The sequence below is a fragment of the Actinoallomurus iriomotensis genome (assembly GCF_030269445.1).
Lineage (GTDB): Bacteria > Actinomycetota > Actinomycetes > Streptosporangiales > Streptosporangiaceae > Actinoallomurus > Actinoallomurus iriomotensis.
On sequence record NZ_BSTJ01000014.1, the window covers coordinates 33,319 to 50,687 of the forward strand.

General features: G+C 71.5%; 17 protein-coding genes. 11 read left to right on the forward strand and 6 right to left on the reverse strand.

The window, feature by feature from the left end; translation table 11 throughout:
- The first annotated feature begins 106 nt into the window (after positions 1 to 106).
- The 5 genes from QSK37_RS42555 (at position 107) to QSK37_RS42575 (ending at position 5,732) form a co-directional block, all read left to right on the forward strand.
- On the forward strand, positions 107 to 1,600 hold the full coding sequence (locus tag QSK37_RS42555) for an MFS transporter (RefSeq protein WP_285633015.1): 1,494 nt from the start codon (positions 107 to 109) through the stop codon (positions 1,598 to 1,600).
- Positions 1,601 to 1,723: 123 nt separating this feature from the next.
- Positions 1,724 to 2,476: a GntR family transcriptional regulator gene (locus tag QSK37_RS42560; RefSeq protein ID WP_285633017.1), complete on the forward strand. Its 753-nt coding sequence runs from the start codon at positions 1,724 to 1,726 to the stop codon at positions 2,474 to 2,476.
- Positions 2,477 to 2,545: 69 nt separating this feature from the next.
- Positions 2,546 to 3,313 (forward strand): sulfite exporter TauE/SafE family protein, encoded by a 768-nt coding sequence (locus tag QSK37_RS42565; RefSeq protein WP_285633019.1) that lies wholly within the window; start codon positions 2,546 to 2,548, stop codon positions 3,311 to 3,313.
- Between the two features lie 202 nt (positions 3,314 to 3,515).
- The gene (locus QSK37_RS42570) at positions 3,516 to 4,706 is read left to right on the forward strand and encodes a cytochrome P450 family protein (protein WP_285633021.1); all 1,191 of its coding nucleotides are present in this window, start codon (positions 3,516 to 3,518) and stop codon (positions 4,704 to 4,706) included.
- A gap of 180 nt (positions 4,707 to 4,886) precedes the next feature.
- The gene (locus tag QSK37_RS42575) at positions 4,887 to 5,732 is read left to right on the forward strand and encodes a helix-turn-helix domain-containing protein (protein WP_285633023.1); all 846 of its coding nucleotides are present in this window, start codon (positions 4,887 to 4,889) and stop codon (positions 5,730 to 5,732) included.
- On the opposite strand, the gene QSK37_RS42580 is transcribed toward QSK37_RS42575, so the two are convergent.
- Positions 5,729 to 6,871 (reverse strand): FAD-dependent oxidoreductase, encoded by a 1,143-nt coding sequence (locus QSK37_RS42580; RefSeq protein ID WP_285633025.1) that lies wholly within the window; start codon positions 6,869 to 6,871, stop codon positions 5,729 to 5,731. The genes QSK37_RS42575 and QSK37_RS42580 overlap by 4 nt on opposite strands.
- Positions 6,872 to 6,915: 44 nt before the next feature.
- Positions 6,916 to 7,605 (reverse strand): TetR/AcrR family transcriptional regulator, encoded by a 690-nt coding sequence (locus QSK37_RS42585; protein ID WP_285633027.1) that lies wholly within the window; start codon positions 7,603 to 7,605, stop codon positions 6,916 to 6,918.
- Positions 7,606 to 8,075: 470 nt separating this feature from the next.
- On the opposite strand from QSK37_RS42585, the gene QSK37_RS42590 reads away from it, so the two are divergent.
- Both QSK37_RS42590 and QSK37_RS42595 read left to right on the forward strand, forming a co-directional pair.
- Entirely contained in the window at positions 8,076 to 8,540 is a 465-nt protein-coding gene (locus QSK37_RS42590; RefSeq protein ID WP_285633029.1) for a TetR/AcrR family transcriptional regulator, read from the forward strand.
- A 1-nt stretch (position 8,541) separates the two neighbouring features.
- The gene (locus tag QSK37_RS42595) at positions 8,542 to 8,895 is read left to right on the forward strand and encodes a hypothetical protein (RefSeq protein WP_285633031.1); all 354 of its coding nucleotides are present in this window, start codon (positions 8,542 to 8,544) and stop codon (positions 8,893 to 8,895) included.
- Between the two features lie 48 nt (positions 8,896 to 8,943).
- Here the strand turns inward: QSK37_RS42595 and QSK37_RS42600 are convergent, their stop codons facing one another.
- The 3 genes from QSK37_RS42600 to QSK37_RS51935 all read right to left on the reverse strand — a co-directional run bounded on the left by QSK37_RS42600 (position 8,944) and on the right by QSK37_RS51935 (position 12,503).
- The gene (locus tag QSK37_RS42600; RefSeq protein WP_285633033.1) at positions 8,944 to 9,066 is read right to left on the reverse strand and encodes a hypothetical protein; all 123 of its coding nucleotides are present in this window, start codon (positions 9,064 to 9,066) and stop codon (positions 8,944 to 8,946) included.
- A gap of 188 nt (positions 9,067 to 9,254) precedes the next feature.
- Positions 9,255 to 10,073: a YceI family protein gene (locus QSK37_RS42605; protein ID WP_285633035.1), complete on the reverse strand. Its 819-nt coding sequence runs from the start codon at positions 10,071 to 10,073 to the stop codon at positions 9,255 to 9,257.
- Between the two features lie 90 nt (positions 10,074 to 10,163).
- On the reverse strand, positions 10,164 to 12,503 hold the full coding sequence (locus tag QSK37_RS51935) for an MFS transporter (protein WP_432705654.1): 2,340 nt from the start codon (positions 12,501 to 12,503) through the stop codon (positions 10,164 to 10,166).
- 347 nt (positions 12,504 to 12,850) lie between these two features.
- Here QSK37_RS51935 and QSK37_RS42620 point away from each other — a divergent pair, with 347 nt between their 5' ends.
- Positions 12,851 to 13,510 (forward strand): TetR/AcrR family transcriptional regulator, encoded by a 660-nt coding sequence (locus QSK37_RS42620; protein ID WP_285633037.1) that lies wholly within the window; start codon positions 12,851 to 12,853, stop codon positions 13,508 to 13,510.
- A gap of 13 nt (positions 13,511 to 13,523) precedes the next feature.
- On the opposite strand, the gene QSK37_RS42625 is transcribed toward QSK37_RS42620, so the two are convergent.
- Complete coding sequence (locus tag QSK37_RS42625) at positions 13,524 to 14,558, reverse strand: ArsR/SmtB family transcription factor (protein WP_285633040.1); 1,035 nt, start codon at positions 14,556 to 14,558, stop codon at positions 13,524 to 13,526.
- On the opposite strand from QSK37_RS42625, the gene QSK37_RS42630 reads away from it, so the two are divergent.
- The 3 genes from QSK37_RS42630 (at position 14,542) to QSK37_RS42640 (ending at position 17,363) form a co-directional block, all read left to right on the forward strand.
- Positions 14,542 to 15,045 (forward strand): hypothetical protein, encoded by a 504-nt coding sequence (locus QSK37_RS42630; RefSeq protein WP_285633042.1) that lies wholly within the window; start codon positions 14,542 to 14,544, stop codon positions 15,043 to 15,045. The genes QSK37_RS42625 and QSK37_RS42630 overlap by 17 nt on opposite strands.
- Positions 15,046 to 15,098: 53 nt before the next feature.
- Positions 15,099 to 16,922: a chloride channel protein gene (locus QSK37_RS42635; RefSeq protein ID WP_285633044.1), complete on the forward strand. Its 1,824-nt coding sequence runs from the start codon at positions 15,099 to 15,101 to the stop codon at positions 16,920 to 16,922.
- Between the two features lie 165 nt (positions 16,923 to 17,087).
- On the forward strand, positions 17,088 to 17,363 hold the full coding sequence (locus QSK37_RS42640; protein WP_285633046.1) for a hypothetical protein: 276 nt from the start codon (positions 17,088 to 17,090) through the stop codon (positions 17,361 to 17,363).
- Positions 17,364 to 17,369 lie beyond the last annotated feature (6 nt).

The following is a 17,369-nucleotide window of genomic DNA, read 5'->3' on the forward strand; positions in this document are numbered from 1 at the left end:
CCGCGTCTCGCCTGGCGGACGCAGGAATTTCCACCGTACCGATGTCAAGAAGCTCTCGGCCGCTCCGACCAACCGGTGAACCTCGAGACGACAGGGAGTTCTGGATATGCGAATCAACCGGGCATGGCTGGGAGCGGCCCTCCTCATGCTGCCGACATTGCTCGTCGCGATGGACACGACGGCGCTGCTCCTCGCGCTCCCACGGCTGAGTGCCGACCTGGGGGCCACCAACGTCCAGCAGCTGTGGATCAGTGACGCCTATGGATTCCTGGTGGCCGGCACGGTCATCACGATGGGCACGCTCGGCGACCGGATCGGCCGCCGGCGGCTGCTGCTCATCGGCGCGGCGGCGTTCGCGGTGCTGTCGGTCGTGGCCGCCTTCGCGGTCGACCCGCTGATGCTGATCATCGTGCGCGCGCTGCTCGGCGTCGCCGGCGCGACCCTGGCTCCGTCCACCCTCGCCCTGCTCACCAACATGTTCCGCGACGAACAGCAGCGGGGGAAGGCCATCGCGATCTGGGCGACCTGTCAGTTCACCGGCGGCGCGATCGGGCCGGTACTCGCCGGCTTCCTGCTCCAGCAGTTCTGGTGGGGATCGGTGTTCCTGGCCGCCGTACCGGCGATGGTGCTGCTGGTGCTCGCCGGGCCCGTCCTGCTGCCGGAGTTCCGCAGCGACCAGACCGGCCGGCTGGACCTGGTCAGTGTCGGTCTGTCGCTCGTGGCGGTGCTGTTGATGGTCTACGGCATCAAGCAGCTGACCGTCGACGGTGCGCCGGTCGTGCCGGCGGCGGCCCTCATCGTCGGCGCGGCCATCGGATTCGTGTTCGTCCGCCGGCAGCTGCGGATGGCGACGCCGCTGCTGGACCTGCGGCTGTTCCGCAACCGCCCGTTCACGGCCGTACTCGTCGGGCTGGTCCTCGCCGGCGTCGCCATGGCCGGTACGGGCCTGCTGGTGACGCAGTACCTCCAGAGCGTGCTGGGCTTCTCGCCGTTCGCGTCGGCGGTGCTGTTCGCACCGATGGGCCTGGGCGTGGCGGTCGGCACCATGGCCGCGCCGGCGCTGGCCCGGCGGATGAAGCAGACGACCGCGATCGCCGGCGGGCTGGTGACGTCGGCGCTGGGCAGCCTGCTGCTGGTCGGCGTCGACGGTACGGGCGACCTGCCGCTGGTGATGATCGGCATCGCCGTACTGGCGCTGGGCACCGGCCCGTTGTTCGCGTTGGGCACCGGGATGGTCGTCGGGTCCGTACCGCCGGAGCGCGCCGGCTCGGCGGCGTCCATGTCGGAGACCGGCAACTACTTCGGCGGTTCGCTCGGCTTCGGGCTGCTCGGAGTGGTGGCCGCGGTGGTCTACCGCAGCCGCATGGACGGCAGGTCCGACTCGCTGGCCGGCGCGGTCGCCGCCAGCCGGCACCTTCCCGCCGGCCAGGGCGCGGCCCTGCTGCACAGCGCGCGGCAGGCGTTCACCGCCGGCCTGCACGTCACCGGCGTCGTCGGCGCGGTCCTCTTCGCCGGGCTGGCCGTCCTGGTCCTCACCATGCGCCCGGCGACTCCGGCCGTCCCGGCCGCACTCCCCGACTATGAGGCGACTCGCGCCTAGAGCGGTGACGACGGGTGGCGGAACTCCTCGCCCTCGTCCTGGGACCTCATGGTCACAGGTTTGTGCAGGTCAACTTGGGTGGCGTAACTCTGGCGTAATGCGGCGCGGCTAGGGTCGGGGGCCATGGAGAACGGGGTGTCCTCCCGGCCCCGCGCCGAACGGGCGCGGCGGGCGGCCGACGTGCTGCGGCAGCAGATCACCAGCCAGGCGTTCGAGGGTGGCAGGTTGCCCGACGAGCACACGCTCGCCGGGCAACTGGGAGCCTCGCGCAACGCGATCCGGGAGGCGCTCGGGCTGCTGCGCGCCGAGGGGCTGATCACCCGGCGGCGCGGAGTCGGCACGGTCGTGGCCCAGCAGCGCTACGGCCACAGCCTCGACCGGCTGTCCGGGCTGGCCGAAACCCTCCTCGGGCGCGGCACGATCACCAACGAGGTGCGCGCCGCTCACCCGGTCGCCGGCGTGCCGGACGCCGTCGCGCGCCGGCTGGAGCTTCCTCCCGACGCGGGCGCGGTCTACCTGGAACGACTCCGCCGGCTCGACGGCGAACCCCTCTCGCTGGACGCCACCTACCTGCCCCTGGACCTCGGCCGCCCCCTGCTGGAGTGCGAGCTGACCGACCAGGACGTCTTCGTGCTGCTGGAGCGGATCAGCGGGCAGCCGCTGGGCCGCGCCGACGTGGCCGTGCACGCGATGACCGCCGGCGCGGACACCGCGGCCCTGCTGGGCATCCCCGCCGGGGCGGCCGTCTTCGCCATCGACCGGCTCACCCGGCTGGCCGACGGGCGTCCCGTGGACGCCGAGACCGTTCACATCCGCGCGGACCGGCTCGTCCTGCAGGCCACTCTGCACCGCGGCGCCGCACCCTCGGCGCCCTGACCCTGTCGTCGCCGACCCTTCATGGAGGTCTGTCGTGGTGTTCCCGTGCGCCCGTACGGTGATCTCCCGGTGAGCGGCCTGGAGGCGCCCACGCTGATCGCGCTGGCCGTGCTCGGGCTGGCGGCCGGAGTGGGGATCACCGCGATCGGCCCCGGTGGGGTGCTGGCCACCATCGGATTGTTCGCCCTGACCGCCCTCACCCCGGCGCAGGTCGCCGGCACCGCGATCGTCACCCACGTCGCGACGGGCGCGCTGGCCACCGCCGCGTACACACGGTCCGGCCACTTGCGGGACCCGCACACCCGCCGTACCGCGCTGACACTGGCCGCCGCGGCCGTCGCCGGCACGCCGCTGGGTGTGCTGATCAACAGCGTCGTCTCCGGGAGGGCGTTCGGCATCGTGCTCGGCGTCTTCTCCGCCGGCATCGCCGCGCTGGTGTGGTACCGCGACCGCCGCCCGCGGCCCGACCCGGCCGGCCACCACCTCCGCACCGAGGTGGTCGCGGCGGTCGGCTTCGGTGTCGCGGCGGCCAGCGGCCTGGTCGGCGTCGGTGGCCCCCTCCTGGCCGTCCCGCTGCTGGTCACGCTCGGCGCCCCGGTACTGTCCGCCCTCGCCGCCGCCCAGGTCCAGTCCGTGGTCATCGCCGGCGTCGGCACGCTGGGCTACCTCACCGCCGGCGCCATCGACTGGCCCCTCGCCGCCCTGGTCGGCGTGCCCGAACTCGCGGGAGTCCTCCTCGGCTGGGTGATCGCCCGCCGCCTGCCCGCCCCCACGCTCAAGTACGCCCTCATCGTCAGCCTCGTCGGGCTGGCGCCCTATCTGGCGCTCCATGGCTGACCGCCACATACGTGAAGCCCCCCACGGCTCGATGCCGGGGCCGCTTCAGGAGGAGAGGCTCTTCCAGAACGCCGTGTCGTGCTCGGCACCGACCTCATCGGTGACCCTGGAGCACTGCCACATCGCCGGGCGTTGCCGCCCGCGCAGCATCGGGATACCGTCATCATCTGGATGTTGTGAACCTATGATGGGAGCATCTGAGATGCCGGAGATCGATCTGAGCGACCCGGAGGTCGTCCGGGACCCCTTCGCCGCGTACGGGCGCGTCCGTGAGCAGGCCCCCCTGGCGCGACTCCGGATCCCCGGCCTCTCGCCGTGGTGGGTGGTGACCCGCCACGAAGCGGCGCGCGCGATGCTCGCCGACCCGCGCCTGGAGATCCGAGCCGACAGCTTCATGCGGCCCGGTGTCCCCGACGACTGCCTGCCCTACATGCGGACCATGTCCGAGCTGAACGGGTCGGAGCACGCCCGGATGCGCAAACTGGTCGCGCCCGCGTTCACCCCGCGCCGGGCCGCCGAGTTCCGGCCGCGGATCGAGCGGATCGTCGACCGGCTCCTCGACGACGTGGAGAAGAACGCCGCCGCGGACGGGACGGTGGACCTGCTGCCGCACTTCGCCCGCCCGCTGCCGATGGACGTCATCTGCGAGCTGGTCGGCGTCCCCGGCTCCGACCGGTCGCGCTGGCGTGCGTACGGCGCCACCGTCGCGGCCGGCGCGGGCGGCGAGTTCGCCGAGGCCATCCCGGGCATCATGGACGGCGCCAAGGCCGCGATCGCCCGCCGCCGCGCCGAACCGGGTGACGACCTGCTCGCCGACCTCATCACCGCCCAGGCCGAGGACGGCGACCGGCTCACCGACGCCGAGATGGTGACCCTGGTCTGGCACCTGGTCATCGCCGGCCAGACTCCTGCCAACCTCATCGCCAACGCCGTCGTCGCCCTGCTGACCCACCCCGGCCGGCGCGAGGCGCTGCGCGACGACCCGGACCTCATGCCCGGCGCGGTCGAGGAGCTCATCCGCTGGTGCGGCCCGACGCTGCTGTCGATCCCGCGTTACGCGCGCGAGGACGTCGAACTCTGCGGCGTACGGGTGCGCGCGGGCGAGGCCGTGACCGCCGCCGTCGCCGCCGCCAATCGCGACCCGCGCGTCTTCACCGACCCCGAACGCCTCGACGTCACCCGCCCGAAGGGGCCGTACGGCCATTTGGGCTTCGCCCACGGACCGCACTTCTGCGTGGGCGCCTCGATCGCCCGCGTGCAGACGCAGGTGGCGCTCACCGCCCTGCTGCGCCGCCACCCGTCACTGGGGCTCGCCGCGGAACCGGAGGAACTGCGCGCTCCCGACCCCGGCACGTGGCGCCTCACCGCCCTCCCCGTGACCCTCGGCGAGTGACGCAGGCCACTTCGGCCACCTGAGCGTTAAAAGATCAATGAGAAGGGTTCTTGTGAGGGCGGAGAATTCCGCTCTCACAAGAACCCGGCGTTCCGCCGAATGCGGCGATCACGGGCTTCGCCGGGGCCACGAGTGGCATATTGGGTCCACACCGCACGACAATGGGAGCGGGAGATCCTCATGCCTACAGACCATGGCGAACCGAACATCAATGCGCGTCGGTTGGGGCTTTACTTACGGACAATTCGGGAATTCCTCGAATTGTCGTATGACGAGGCGGCGGTTCAACTCGGGTGCCAGTCGAACTGGCTGGTCCGGGTGGAGACCGGGTTCGAATGGCCTTCGCCGGTCGAGGTGGAGCGGATGATGGAGCGCTACCAGGTCCGGGGCTCCATGGTGGCCGAGGTGGTGATCGACCTGGCGTCCCGGCCGAACGGGCCCGACTGGCTGAGCGCCCACGCCGAACGCCTGAAACCCTCCACCCGCGACGTACTGATCATGGAGTCGGAGGCCTCGGTCATCCACACCTACGGCGTGCTGACCGTCCCGTACCTCGCACGCGCGGAGGCCTACGTCCGCCATATCGCCCCCCGCATCGACCCCGACTGCGACGTCGACGCCGAATGGGACCTGCTCGACAACCGCCAGCGCCACCGCCCCGGCGGCCGGCGACGCGACCTCGACGTGATCGTCGACGAGGGCGCGCTGACGCTCCAGCTCTCCGAGCCCGAGGTCATGGTGGACCAGCTGCGCCACCTGCTCGACCTGAGCATGCGCCCGGACACCACGATCCGGGTGGTCCCCCGTGGCGCGCTGTTCTACGAGGCGCGCGCGAACCCCTTCGACCTGCTGGAATTCCCCGAGGTCAGCGACCGGCTCGCGCTCGTGCACAGCGCGCTGGGCACTCACTTCACCCCGGTGGACCTCACCGACACGTGGAACCGCATCGAGGAGGGCGACGCCCTCGCACCGGAGGAGAGCCGCGCCCTCCTCCGGCGTCTGATCAACGAGCCCCCCGCGAGTTAGCCGGCCTGAGCGGCGAACTGGGCGACCAGGCCGTGGGGCGCGTCGCCGGCGAGGCAGAGCTCGAGGTTCGCGGCCGAGTCGGCGGCGGCGACCTCGGCGCGGGAGAACATCGCGTCCTCGTAGGCGGCGAGCGCGGTCTCGGTGTCGCCGGGGTGGCCGATGAGGGCCTGGGCGAGTTCGGCGGCGTCCTGCATGGCGATGTTGGCGCCCTCGCCGGCGAACGGCGACATCACGTGCGCCGCGTCGCCCAGCAGGGTCACCCCCGGCACCCGGTCCCAGCGGTGGCCGACGGGCAGGGCGACGATCGAACGCGGCACCAGCTCGCCGTCGGCGTCGGCGACCAGGGCGCGGAGCCCCGGATGCCAGTCGGCGAACTCCTCCAGCACGGCCTTCTTCGCCGTCTCGGTGTCGGCGAAGTCGATGCCGTCGAGCCACGACCGGCCGGTCCTGACGGTGGCGTAGACGTGGAGGCTGCCGTCGGACTCCCGGTGGCCGAGAAAGCCCCTGGCGTCGGAGAGGGCGAAGAGCATGCCACCGCCGACCACGGCCGCGGCCTCCGGGTGGCGCGCGGCCGCGTCCTGAAAATCGCACTCGACCATGGACACTCCGGTGTAGGCGGGCCGGGCGTCGGAGACGAGCGGGCGGACCCTCGACCAGGCGCCGTCCGCCCCGATCAGCAGGTCCGTGGTGAAGACGGTGCCGTCGGCGAGGGTGACCTCGTGCCGGCCGTCGCCGAGGGTGCGGGTCGCGACGACCTTGGAGTCCCAGCGCACCGTCCCGTCCGGCAGGGAGTCCAGCAGCAGGTCGCGCAGCTGCCCGCGATCGACCTCCGGACGGGCGTGGGAGGAGTCCTCGTCACTCTGCTCCAGCAGGACGGTGGCGCGCTTGTCCAGGATCCGCATGGCCTCACCGCCGGGGAGCACCAGCGCGCGGAAGTCGTCGTGGAGCCCGGCGGCGCGCAGGGCGGCCTGGCCGGACTCCTCGTGGATGTCGAGCATGCCGCCCTGGGTACGGGCGTGCCGGTCGGCGTCGAGGTCGAAGACGGGCGTCTCGACGCCGCCCACGTGCAGGACGCGGGCGAGGGTCAGCCCGCCGAGGCCGGCGCCGATGACGGCCATGGGGTGATGTGTTCCGGTCATGGGAAAGCCCTTCGTTGCTGAGGGCGGGACGTACGGACGGGGTGTCAGTCCGGCGTCCGCGCGGTGGTACGCGCGCCGTTGATGACGGCGCGGAAGGTCCAGGCCAGTCGCTGTTCGGGAGTGCCGGAGACGAGGTCGCCGGCGAGGGCGGCGATCCGCGGATACGTCTCGGCCGGGACCGCGCGCAGGGCTGCGACGAGCGCGAGGTGCTCGTCCTCGGCGGCGGCGTCGCGGTCGCGCGCGGACTGCTCGGCCGCGGTCGCGGTGGCCACCTGGAGCAGCACGTCCACGCCCCACGCGGCCTGCCCGTCCGGCACGCCGCCCTCGTGGAGGAGGGCGAGCACCGCCTCGACGAGCGCCAGGTAGTTCGGCCCCGACGGGCGGGCGACCAGCGCGGAGTGGGCGAGGTCGGGGTGCTGGAACAGGACCTCGGTGTAGGAGCCGAGCACGCCGGCGAGCCGGTCGCGCCAGTCTCCCGGCGCGCCGACCGGCGTCAGGTCGACGGCGCCGAGCAGCTCTTCGAGGATCGCCGCGTGCAGCTCAGCGGTGTTGGCCACGTACACGTACAGCGACGCGGGCCCGGTGTCGAGCTCCTGCGCCAGGCGCCGCATGGTGACCCGTCGCAGTCCCTCGTCCCTCATGAGCCGGACCGCGGTGGCGACGATGCCGTCGTAGGTGAGGGCCGGCTTGGCGGGCCGCTCACGGCGGCTGCGGGGCGCGTTTCTCGGAGCCATGACCCAAGTATGACGAACATGTTCGTTACAGACAAGTTCGTAACGAACATGTTCGCCTCTCCAGACCGGGGAACGAGGAATCCCGTCGCCGCCTCTACCGGCTCACCCCGTACGGCGTCGAGACCGCCCGCCAGGAGCCGACGATTCTCGCCGTATCCGATCCCGGCCCGGATGGGCCGCTCGACAAGGTGGTGGCCGAGGAGCATGACGACCTGCGAGCGTTGACGACCCGCGATGCGAACATCCTCTTCGGACAGCTCACGTGGTGCTCGCGGGGGCGACCGCCAGCGCATACGCGGCGCCGCGTTGCTCCAGGTCACCGTGCGGTGTCGGGTTGCTGCCGTCGCCATGCCCTCGTGGGTGCCGGTCCAGCACCTGTGGCGCGTCGCGTTTTTTAGGAACACTCGTTCTTGACTGATCGTTCCTCAAAACCCTAGAGTCGTCGTATGGGACGACGAAGGTCTTTCGATGTGGACGAGGCCGTGGGGGCGGCGGCGGATCTGTTCGCCCGCCGCGCCTACGACGGTGTCTCGATCGACGACCTGGTCACTCGACTCGGAGTGCACCGCAACAGCCTCTACGGCGTGTTCGGCAGTAAACGCGGGCTGTATCTGGCGGCGTTGCGTCATCACATCGATCGCGACGTCCGTCCGCAGTTGGCTCACGTGGCCCAGTCGGAACACGTGCCGGTATGGGACCTGCTGTTGGTCGCCGCGGTCGATCGGGCGCCCGACGATCTGGAGGTCGCCGACCTGGTGTCGTCGGTCTTCGCCGAACTCGACGAAGCGACAGGTGATCCACGCGCCACCGCGGCGCTTCTGGGGCAGTGGCTGCGCCGACGGCCAGATGTCGCGCGCCACCTGGAGACCGCGTCCGACCGTGACGTCCCCAGAGCCAATGATGTGCAGGAAACGTTGCCTAGTAAGGAGATCTGATATGGCAGTCATCAGTGTGCAAGGTCGGGACCTGATTGTGGAAATGGAGGGAATGGACAAGTTGTGGGCTTTGAAGAGCAAGCTGACCATTCCACTCGCGCACGTGCGGGGCGCCACGGTGGACCCAGGGATCTTGGGTGAGCCGAAGGGGATTCGGGCGTCGGGCACGCACGTGCCCGGGGTGATCACGGCGGGCACTTTCCACCGGGACGGCGAAAAGGTCTTCTGGGCGGTACATGACGCGCTCAAGGCCGTGGTCGTGGAGCTGACCGACGAACGTTATACCCGCCTGGTAGTCGAAGTCGACGACCCTCGCGCGGCCGTGGCCTTGGTCGAACAGGCCACGAGCCGATAATCGCCAGAGTCGCGTTCGCACTCGCGGCGGCGGCCTCCACCGCCGCCGTCACGGTCGCGTCTCCGCCGCCAGCGCCACCCTGGCGGCCGGGTTCACCGCCGACGGCCACCACGACTCCGCGACCTGGTTGCCCGCACGCGACGAGCAGGTGTCCTTCGTCGTAGAAGGCACGACTGCCTACGGGACGCTCCACGTGCCAGGCGGCGCCGCCCCGACGGCCTTCCTCACCCTCGGCCTCGTCATCCGGTTGGCGCCCGGGCTCTTCGGGTCGTTCTGGGTCTCGAGCACCGTCATCCTCGTGCCGTTGCCGGTGGTCCTGGCGCGGCGTCACCGGGGCCGGGCGGGATGAGCCCCGGCGTTCACGCCGCCGGCAGGGTCTCCCCCTGCACCGCCTGGATGTCGAGTTCCACCTTCAGCGTGGTGCCGACCATCGCCATCCCGGTCTGGAGGACCTGGTTGTAGTTGATCGCGAAGTCTTCGCGGCGCAGCTCGGTCGTGGCGCGGAAGGCGGCGCGGACGCCGCCCCAGGGGTCGGGGCCGGTGCCGAGGTAGACGAGGTCCAGGTCGACGAGGCGGGTGACGCCGCGCAGGCCGAGTTCGCCGTGGACGGTCCAGCGGTCGGGACCGGCGGGCGTCAGGCCGGTCGAGCGGTAGGTGATCTCCGGGTACTGCTCGGCGGCCAGGAAGTCGCCCGACCTGAGGTGGTCGTCGCGCATGCCGTTGCGGGTGTCGATCGAGGCGGTGCGGATCACCGCCTCGACCCGGGACTTGTCGGCGTCCGGGGCCACCTCGATGCGCCCGCCGAAGTCGGTGAAGTGGCCGCGCACGCTGGACAGGCCCAGGTGCTGGGCCACCGCCGCCACGGACGAGTGCGCCGGGTCGATGGTCCACGGGCCCGGTGGGGGCAGCTCGGCGCCGCCCTGGCGGCCGAGCACGATCTGGCCGAGTTCGGCGCGGCCGCTCGTGGTGACGAGCGCGGTCGACGCGGCGGGCGTGTACCCGGGGGCGGTGACGATGACGGTGTAGCGGCCCGGGGCCAGGGGCGCGTCGTCGGCGACGGCGCCCTCGGTGTCGGCCTCCGCACGCATGATCTGCGCGCCGGTCATGTCGGTCACCGTGAGCACCGCGTTGGGCACGGCCCAGCCGTTGCGGGCGCGAACTCGCGCGCTGAGTGGCATGGCGTTTCTCTTCTCTTCCGTACGGCCGGGGACGCGAGCGGCGCGCCCCCGGCGAGGAGGGCGCCCCACGTCGGGGCGCCCGCGGGGCCGCTACTCGTCGCCTGGGGCGAGTTCGAGGTCGTGGCCGTCGACGTCGCCGCCGGTCACGACCACCTCGGCGGACTGCGGCCGGTAGCCGGTCGCGACGACCGTGTAGACGCCGCCGTCCAGGTCCGCGAAGGCGTACTCACCGTCGAGGCCGGTCGTGGTGGTGGCGACCACGTTGCCGGCGGCGTCGACCATCGTCACGCGCGCGTCCCTGAGCGGTGCGCCTCCCCCGCGGATCGTGCCCCGCACCTGCGCACCCGGCTGGAGCCGGACGTCGACGCGAGCGGTCTCGCCGCTCTCGATCTCGACGGGCAGGGCCAACGGCCGGTGCTTGGGCGAGTTGACCGCGAGGGTGACCGTCCCCGGCGCCAGGTCGCCGAGGGTGAACTCGCCCAGCGCGTCGGTCTGCCCGGTGGTCAGGACGTCACCGTGGACGTCGGTCGCGACGATGACCGCTCCGGCGACCGGTGCTCCGCTGTCCGCGGCCCGTACCGTACCGGCCAGGCCGCTGCCGCTCCCGAGCAGGATGTCGTACGGCAAAGGCGTGTCACCGACGACGATCGTCGAGGCGTGGGGCTGGTGGCCCGCCGCCGAGGCGATCAGGAAGTACGAACCCGCGCGGGGCACGCCGATGCCGTACGAGCCGTCGCCCTGCGCCAGCGACCGGCCGAGCTGCTGTCCCTCCAGCGAGATCAGCGTCACCGCGGCCCCGGTCACGGGCACGTTGTTCGGGCTGTGGACGCGCCCGCTCACCAGGATCCCGCCGCTCGCCCCGTCGCCCGGAACGGTTCCGGCGAAGGCGGGCGCGGGCGCGGCATGCCGGGAAGGCGCGCCATTCGCGTGGGGGCCGGACTGGGAGAAGGCGGGCGTGCGCGGCGCGGGCACGCCGGCGGGTTCGGGTGTCGGCACGGGCGCCGCGAGCCTGGCGGCGGCCGGCCGGCGGCCGGGCAGGAACAGAGCGAGCAGGAAGGCGAGCACGGCGGCGCCGCCGGCGACCGCCATCACGACGCGGAAGCCGTCCAGGGAGGGCAGCGCGACGTTGCCGAAGGTGGTGGTCATCTTGGCCAGTACGGCACCGGCGACGGCACTGGAGACCGACGTGCCGAGGGACCGCATCAGGGTGTTGAGGCTGTTGGCGGCGGCCGTCTCGGACGCGGGTACGGCGCCCATGATGAGCGCGGGCATCGCGCCGTAGGCGAAGCCGATGCCGGCGCCGATGACGCAGGAGGTCAGGATCAGTTCCCAGACGGCGTGCAGCAGCACGATGCTCAGTCCGTAGCCGACGCCCACGATCAGGACGCCGACCATCAGGGTCACCTTCGGGCCCATCCTCTTGGTGATGAGGGCGGACAGCGGAGCCATGGCCATCATGACCAGGCCCGTCGGCGCCAGCACCAGACCGGCGTGCAGCACGGACTGGCCCAGTCCGTACCCGGTGGCCTTGGGCAGTTCGAGGATCTGCGGCAGGATCAGGGACGTTCCGAACATCGCGAAGCCGGTGGCCACCGAGGCGAGGTTGGTGAACAGCACCTGACGGCGGGCGGTGGTGCGCAGGTCCACCAGCGGCTGCCGGGTGCGCAGCTCGAACCATCCCCACAGCAGCAGGATGACGACGGCCGCGGCGAACAGCCCGAGGATCGTCCCGCTGGTCCATCCCCAGTCGGCGCCCTTGGAGATCCCCAGCAGCAGGCAGACCAGGCCGGCCGCCATGCCGATGGCGCCGAGCAGGTCGAAACGCCCGCCGCTGCGTACCGCCGACTCGTGCACCAGCCCGAGCACGAGCAGGGTGACGAGGACGCCGAGCCCGGCGGAGACCCAGAACAGCACATGCCAGTCGTAATGGTCGGCGATGAGCGCGGCGGCGGGCAGACCGAGCGCTCCACCGATGCCCAGAGAGGCGCTCATCAGCGCGGTGGCGCCGGCGAGCCGCTCGGCGGGAACCTCGTCGCGCATGATGCTGATGCCCAGCGGGATGACGCCGGACGCCAACCCCTGGAGGACCCGCCCCACGATCATCGGGACCAGGGAGTCGCTCAGCCCGCACACGACCGACCCGACCACCAGCATGACGAGGCTGAACAGCAACATGAGGCGCTTGCCGTACATGTCGCCGAGGCGTCCCATCACCGGCGTGGCGACGGCCGCGGCCAGCAGCGTCGCGGTCACGGCCCAGGCGGCGTTCGAGGCGGTGGCGTGCAGCAGACGCGGAAGCTCCGGAACGATCGGGATCACGAGGGTCTGCATCAGCGAGACCACGATCCCGCCGAAGGCGAGGACCGCCACGACGACGTTCGCCCGCGGCGGCGCGGACGCCCCCGGCGCGGGGGGTTGGGCATGGGACATGGGTCGAGCCTCCGTACGTATGTCCAGGGGTGCCGGTGCGGCGGAAGTCCCGTCGATCGCTCGGCTCACGAGATGCGGAACCTCCGTCGGGAGCGTGTCCGGCGCGCTCGATTTAAATCAACTGATTGACTTAGCATAGCGGAAGAGCTTCACTGGAAACAGCAGGTCGGCGCCGGGCAGGACAGGAAGCGCGGACGCTCCCCCGCCTCGGGCAGGTGCTCGGCGTGTCTCCCGACCGGCTACGCTCCCTCGGACCCGCCGCCCTCGGCGGAGAAGCCGCGGCCGAGGCGAAGGACGGGCCACCGGAGGGCCGCACGGGCTGCCGGTGCGACGGTGAGGAGACGGACATGGCAGGCGGAACGGCACGCGCCGAGCGAGTACAGGCGACGCGAGAGGCGATCCTGACCGCGGCCGAGCGGCTGTTCGCCGAGCACGGGGTGTTCGCCGTGTCCAACCGCCAGATCAGCGAGGCCGCCGGCCAGGGCAACAACGCCGCCGTCAACTACCACTTCGGCACCAAGACCGACCTGGTCCGCGCGATCGTGCGCCGGCACAGCGATGAGATCGAGCAGATCCGCGTACGGATGGTGGCCGAGGCCGCCGACTCCACGGATCCTCGCGACTGGATCGCCTGCCTCGTACGCCCGAACGCCGAGCACCTGGCCACGCTGGAGAGCCCCAGCTGGTTCGCCCGCTTCGCCGCGCAGGTGATGACCGATCCGGAGCTGCGCGACATCATGACCGCCGAGTCGCTCGCGTCGCCGTCGCTGAACCGGGCCGTGGAGGGGCTGAAGCGGTGCCTGCCCGAGTTGCCGCCCGAGGTACGCGCCGAGCGCGACGAGATGATCCGCCAGCTGATGATGCACGTGACCGCCGAGCGTGAGCGCGCCTTGGCCGACGGACGACCCACCGCCCGCGCCAGCTGGCACGACGCGGCCACTGGACTGATCGACGCGATCGCCGGGCTACTGCAGGCACCGGTCACCCCGGCGCAGGGCGACTCCTGAGCGGAGCCCCCGCTTACTCCGCGTTGAGCAGGCGCAGGCCGAGCGGCGTGATCAGATGCGTGACCGCCCTGCCGGTGCGCCGTGTGACGACCAGCCCGCCGCGGCGCAGGGTCCGGGCATGTTCGGACGCCGACGCCCCGCTGATCCCCAGAGTTCCGGCGAGCTCGGTGGTCGTCCGTGGCGCGGTCAGTACGCGCAGGACGTCCGCGCGGGTTTGGCCGACCAGCGCGCCCAGGGTGTCGCCGTCCTCTGGTTCGATCAGCGGCATCGGAGTGAGCGCCGGATAGACCAACAGCATCGACCCGTCCGGATGAACGCTGGTCCGCGGCCCGCCCGTCCAGAACGGGGACGGCAGCAGGGTGAGGCCGCGTCCTTCCAGCAGCCGTTCGCCTTCCCACGGCACGTTCATCTCCAGCGTGGCGCCGTCCCATCTGGAGCCGGGACAGATGCTGACGAGGGCCGCGCGCAGCCCTTCCTGGGACAACAACATCTGCCGCCATGCGACGTCGGCATGGAAGCTCGCGCGGACCCGGGTCCACTCCGCTTCGATGAGGCCGTCGTACGCGCCGCGAAGCGCGCGCTCCAAGGTTTGCCAGGCGTCGCGTTCGCCGTCGATCAACCCCTTCGTCCAGGGCGTGGGCCGACAGCCCCGGGCGAGTTCCGCGCTCACGTCGTCGCGGGGGGTGGACAGCACTCTGTCCAAGCCGTCATCGAAATCCTCGCTCACCGGGTCGAGGAAAACGGGCCCGCCGGCGGTGGGCGGGATCAGTTCGAAGAGCGGCCGAGCGCTGCGAGGCAGCCGGATCCGGCGCGCCCAACGCCTGAACACGGCGTCGTCGCGCCGGAGCGTGGCGATGGCCATGCCCAGCTCCATCAGCGGGGCCGGGGCGGAGGCGATGCGCACCCGCAGAAGGTCTTCCGCCGTGAAACGAATTCGGAGCATTTCTCGGCCTTTCGCTCTACACCGAAACCCTCGCACGTGAAGGCGCTTCCTCCCGATGATGCGTTCACTTGTCGACGAAAGGATGGCAATGCGCCGTACGTTCACCATTGTCGCGGTCGCGGCATCGGCGGTGGGCCTGCTCGCCCCGGCCGCAGGCGCCGCCGGGAAGGGCGACTGGCACCCCGCTCCGACCGAGCCGTTCGTGACCTCCGGAGTCTGTTCCTTCACCATGAAGGGCGACATCGTCCGGGACACGACCGAGGCACGGACCCTCTCCACCTACCCGGACGGCTCGGTCGAGGTCGAAGAGGCCCGGGGACCCCTCGTGATCCGCTTCACCAACGCGAGCACAGGCCGTTCCGTCGTACGAGACGTGTCCGGTCATGCCCTCATCCGTTATCTCGAGGACGGCGGCAGGGAGTACCACTTCGACGGCGGGGGAAGCATCCCCGTCCGCGTCGCGAGTCCCGGCTTCCCGCCGGGCTGGTACATCCTGCACGGGCGGTTCACGGTCGTCGGGCACACCGACGGCACCCGGATCTTCAGCGACGTGCACGCCACGGTGGAGAACCTCTGCGAGACGCTGACCTGACTCCGCCCTGAAGGTGGTTCGCGTCACTACGGGCAACGTTGCATAATGCAATTATGTCCCCCGGCAAAGAACTCCGCACCTCCGCATGTCCTCCCGCCTCCTCCGCCGACGAAGGACACGGGCCGATCCGCGCGCGGAGGGGTCTCGCGGCCGTCGCCACGAGCCTGCGGGAGGCTCCGTCCGGGGTGCTGGTGACGGCACTGGTGGTCGGCGCGGGCGCCGGACTCGGCGCGATCGCGTTCCGCTGGCTGATCGTCACCTTCACCCACCTGTTCTCCGGACACGCCGACTACTCGGCGGCGGGACACGCGTCCAACCCACGTCTGCCCTGGCTGGGGCCCTGGTTCGTCCTGCTGGCCCCGGTCGTCGGCGGATTGCTGTACGGGCCGCTGGTGCAGCGGTTCGCGCGCGAGGCGCGGGGCCACGGGGTTCCCGAGGTCATGTTCGCGGTGGCCCAGCGCGGCGGACGGATCGCCCCACGGGTCGCGGTGGTCAAGTCCCTGGCCTCCGCGCTGTGCATCGGATCGGGTGGCTCGGTCGGCCGGGAGGGCCCGATCGTGCAGATCGGCTCCGCGCTCGGCTCCAGCATCGGCCAGGCCCTGCGGCTGACCGAGAACCGGCTCCGGATCCTGGTCGCCTGCGGTGCGGCCGGCGGGATCGCGGCAACGTTCAACGCGCCTCTGGCCGGTGTGTTCTTCGCGATGGAGCTGATCCTGCGCGACTTCACCGCGGAGTCCTTCGGCGCGGTCGTGCTGGCGAGCGTGACCGCCAGCGTCGTCGGCCGCGCCGCGCTCGGGGACACCGCGTTCCTGCAGCTGCCCGCCTTCCACGTGAGCCACCCGGCCGAGTACCTGCTGTACGCCGGTCTGGGAGTGCTCGCCGGAGCGGCCGGTGTGGGGTTCACGCGCGTTCTCTACCTCGTCGAGGACCTGTGCGACTGGGCCTGGCGCGGCCCCGAATGGCTCCGCCCGGCCGCCGGCGGCCTCGTCCTCGGCGGACTGCTTCTCGCGCTGCCCCAGATGTACGGCGTCGGCTACCCCGTCCTGGAGAACGCCATCGGCGGCCGGTACCTCATCGGCTTCCTGCTCCTTCTGCTCGCCGGCAAGGCCCTCGCGACGAGCCTCACCATCGGCATCGGTGGTTCGGGAGGCGTCTTCGCGCCCAGCCTGTTCATGGGCGCCATGGCCGGGAGCGCGTACGGCATCGTCGCGCACCATCTGGCTCCGGGCCTGGCCACCTCCCCCGGGGCGTACGGGCTGGTCGGCATGGGCGCGGTGTTCGCCGGAGCGGCCCGTGCGCCGATCACCGCGGTGATCATCATGTTCGAGCTCACCGGTGAGTACTCGATCATCCTGCCGCTCATGCTCGCCATCGTCCTGGCGACCGTCGTGAGCCGCGTGCTGTCCGGCGACACGATCTACACGCTCAAGCTCCGGCGCCGGGGCGTCGACCTCGATGCCCATGAGCCGGTGAACCCGCTGGCCACCACGCCGGTCGGCGAGGTGATGGAACCGGTTCCCCCGTCGCTTCCCGACACCACCGCGCTGGAAGAGGCGGCCCGCCTGCTGGTCACCTCCGACCACGGCGTCCTGCCCGTGACCGCGTCCGACGGCCGATACCGCGGCACGGTCACCGCCCGCGCCGCCGCGGAGGCGCTCACCGACGGCGACGGCCGGCCGGCCACGATCGGCGAGCTCGCCGAGCTGCCCACGCCCGTCATCGCCCACGACGCCCTCGCCGACGCCCTGCACGTACTCGTCACCACACAGGGCACGGGCGTCCCCGTGCTGGCCGACGACAGAACCGCCATCGTCGGCTGGATCACCCATCAGACGATCCTCGGCGCGCTCCGCACGCAAGACGCCGGCCACGGCTGACGTTCTGGGGCAAAGAGCGAGTAATCATCGACGCCCTGTATCACCCGCGCCGGTGATCACCGTACGGGCGCCGGGTATCAGCATCACATGGCCCACCACCACACTCCGGGACGGCTCGTCCGGACGGCCCGGGGCGCATTGGCCGGGGCGGCTACGGTCACGGTAGTGGCCTTGGCACCGCTGACCGGAGCGAACGCGGCCATGACGCCCACCGGAGGGGGATCCGGTCACGGCCAGTGGAACGGCGGCCACGTCAGCGGCGTCGGGAACGGCAAGTTCAACAAGAACGACCTGTCCGTCAACAGCCCCTCGTTCGTCAACGGAAACCAGCACGTGTTCAACCAGAACGTCGGTGGGCAGGCCGCCACGCAGAACGTGATCTGCAAGTGGAGACATACCCGTTGCAAGATCAACCAGCGGATGATCGTCCGGGACCCGTGACGCCGA

Bases quoted from the DNA above. Each gene is read 5' to 3' on its own strand.
- QSK37_RS42555 (WP_285633015.1), top strand. From the start codon at position 107: ATGCGAATCAACCGGGCATGGCTGGGAGCGGCCCTCCTCATGCTGCCG.
- QSK37_RS42560 (WP_285633017.1), top strand. From the start codon at position 1,724: ATGGAGAACGGGGTGTCCTCCCGGCCCCGCGCCGAACGGGCGCGGCGG.
- QSK37_RS42570 (WP_285633021.1), top strand. From the start codon at position 3,516: ATGCCGGAGATCGATCTGAGCGACCCGGAGGTCGTCCGGGACCCCTTC.
- QSK37_RS42575 (WP_285633023.1), top strand. From the start codon at position 4,887: ATGCCTACAGACCATGGCGAACCGAACATCAATGCGCGTCGGTTGGGG.
- QSK37_RS42580 (WP_285633025.1), bottom strand. From the start codon at position 6,871: ATGACCGGAACACATCACCCCATGGCCGTCATCGGCGCCGGCCTCGGC.
- QSK37_RS42585 (WP_285633027.1), bottom strand. From the start codon at position 7,605: ATGGCTCCGAGAAACGCGCCCCGCAGCCGCCGTGAGCGGCCCGCCAAG.
- QSK37_RS42595 (WP_285633031.1), top strand. From the start codon at position 8,542: ATGGCAGTCATCAGTGTGCAAGGTCGGGACCTGATTGTGGAAATGGAG.
- QSK37_RS42605 (WP_285633035.1), bottom strand. From the start codon at position 10,073: ATGCCACTCAGCGCGCGAGTTCGCGCCCGCAACGGCTGGGCCGTGCCC.
- QSK37_RS51935 (WP_432705654.1), bottom strand. From the start codon at position 12,503: ATGTCCCATGCCCAACCCCCCGCGCCGGGGGCGTCCGCGCCGCCGCGG.
- QSK37_RS42620 (WP_285633037.1), top strand. From the start codon at position 12,851: ATGGCAGGCGGAACGGCACGCGCCGAGCGAGTACAGGCGACGCGAGAG.
- QSK37_RS42630 (WP_285633042.1), top strand. From the start codon at position 14,542: ATGCGCCGTACGTTCACCATTGTCGCGGTCGCGGCATCGGCGGTGGGC.
- QSK37_RS42635 (WP_285633044.1), top strand. From the start codon at position 15,099: ATGTCCCCCGGCAAAGAACTCCGCACCTCCGCATGTCCTCCCGCCTCC.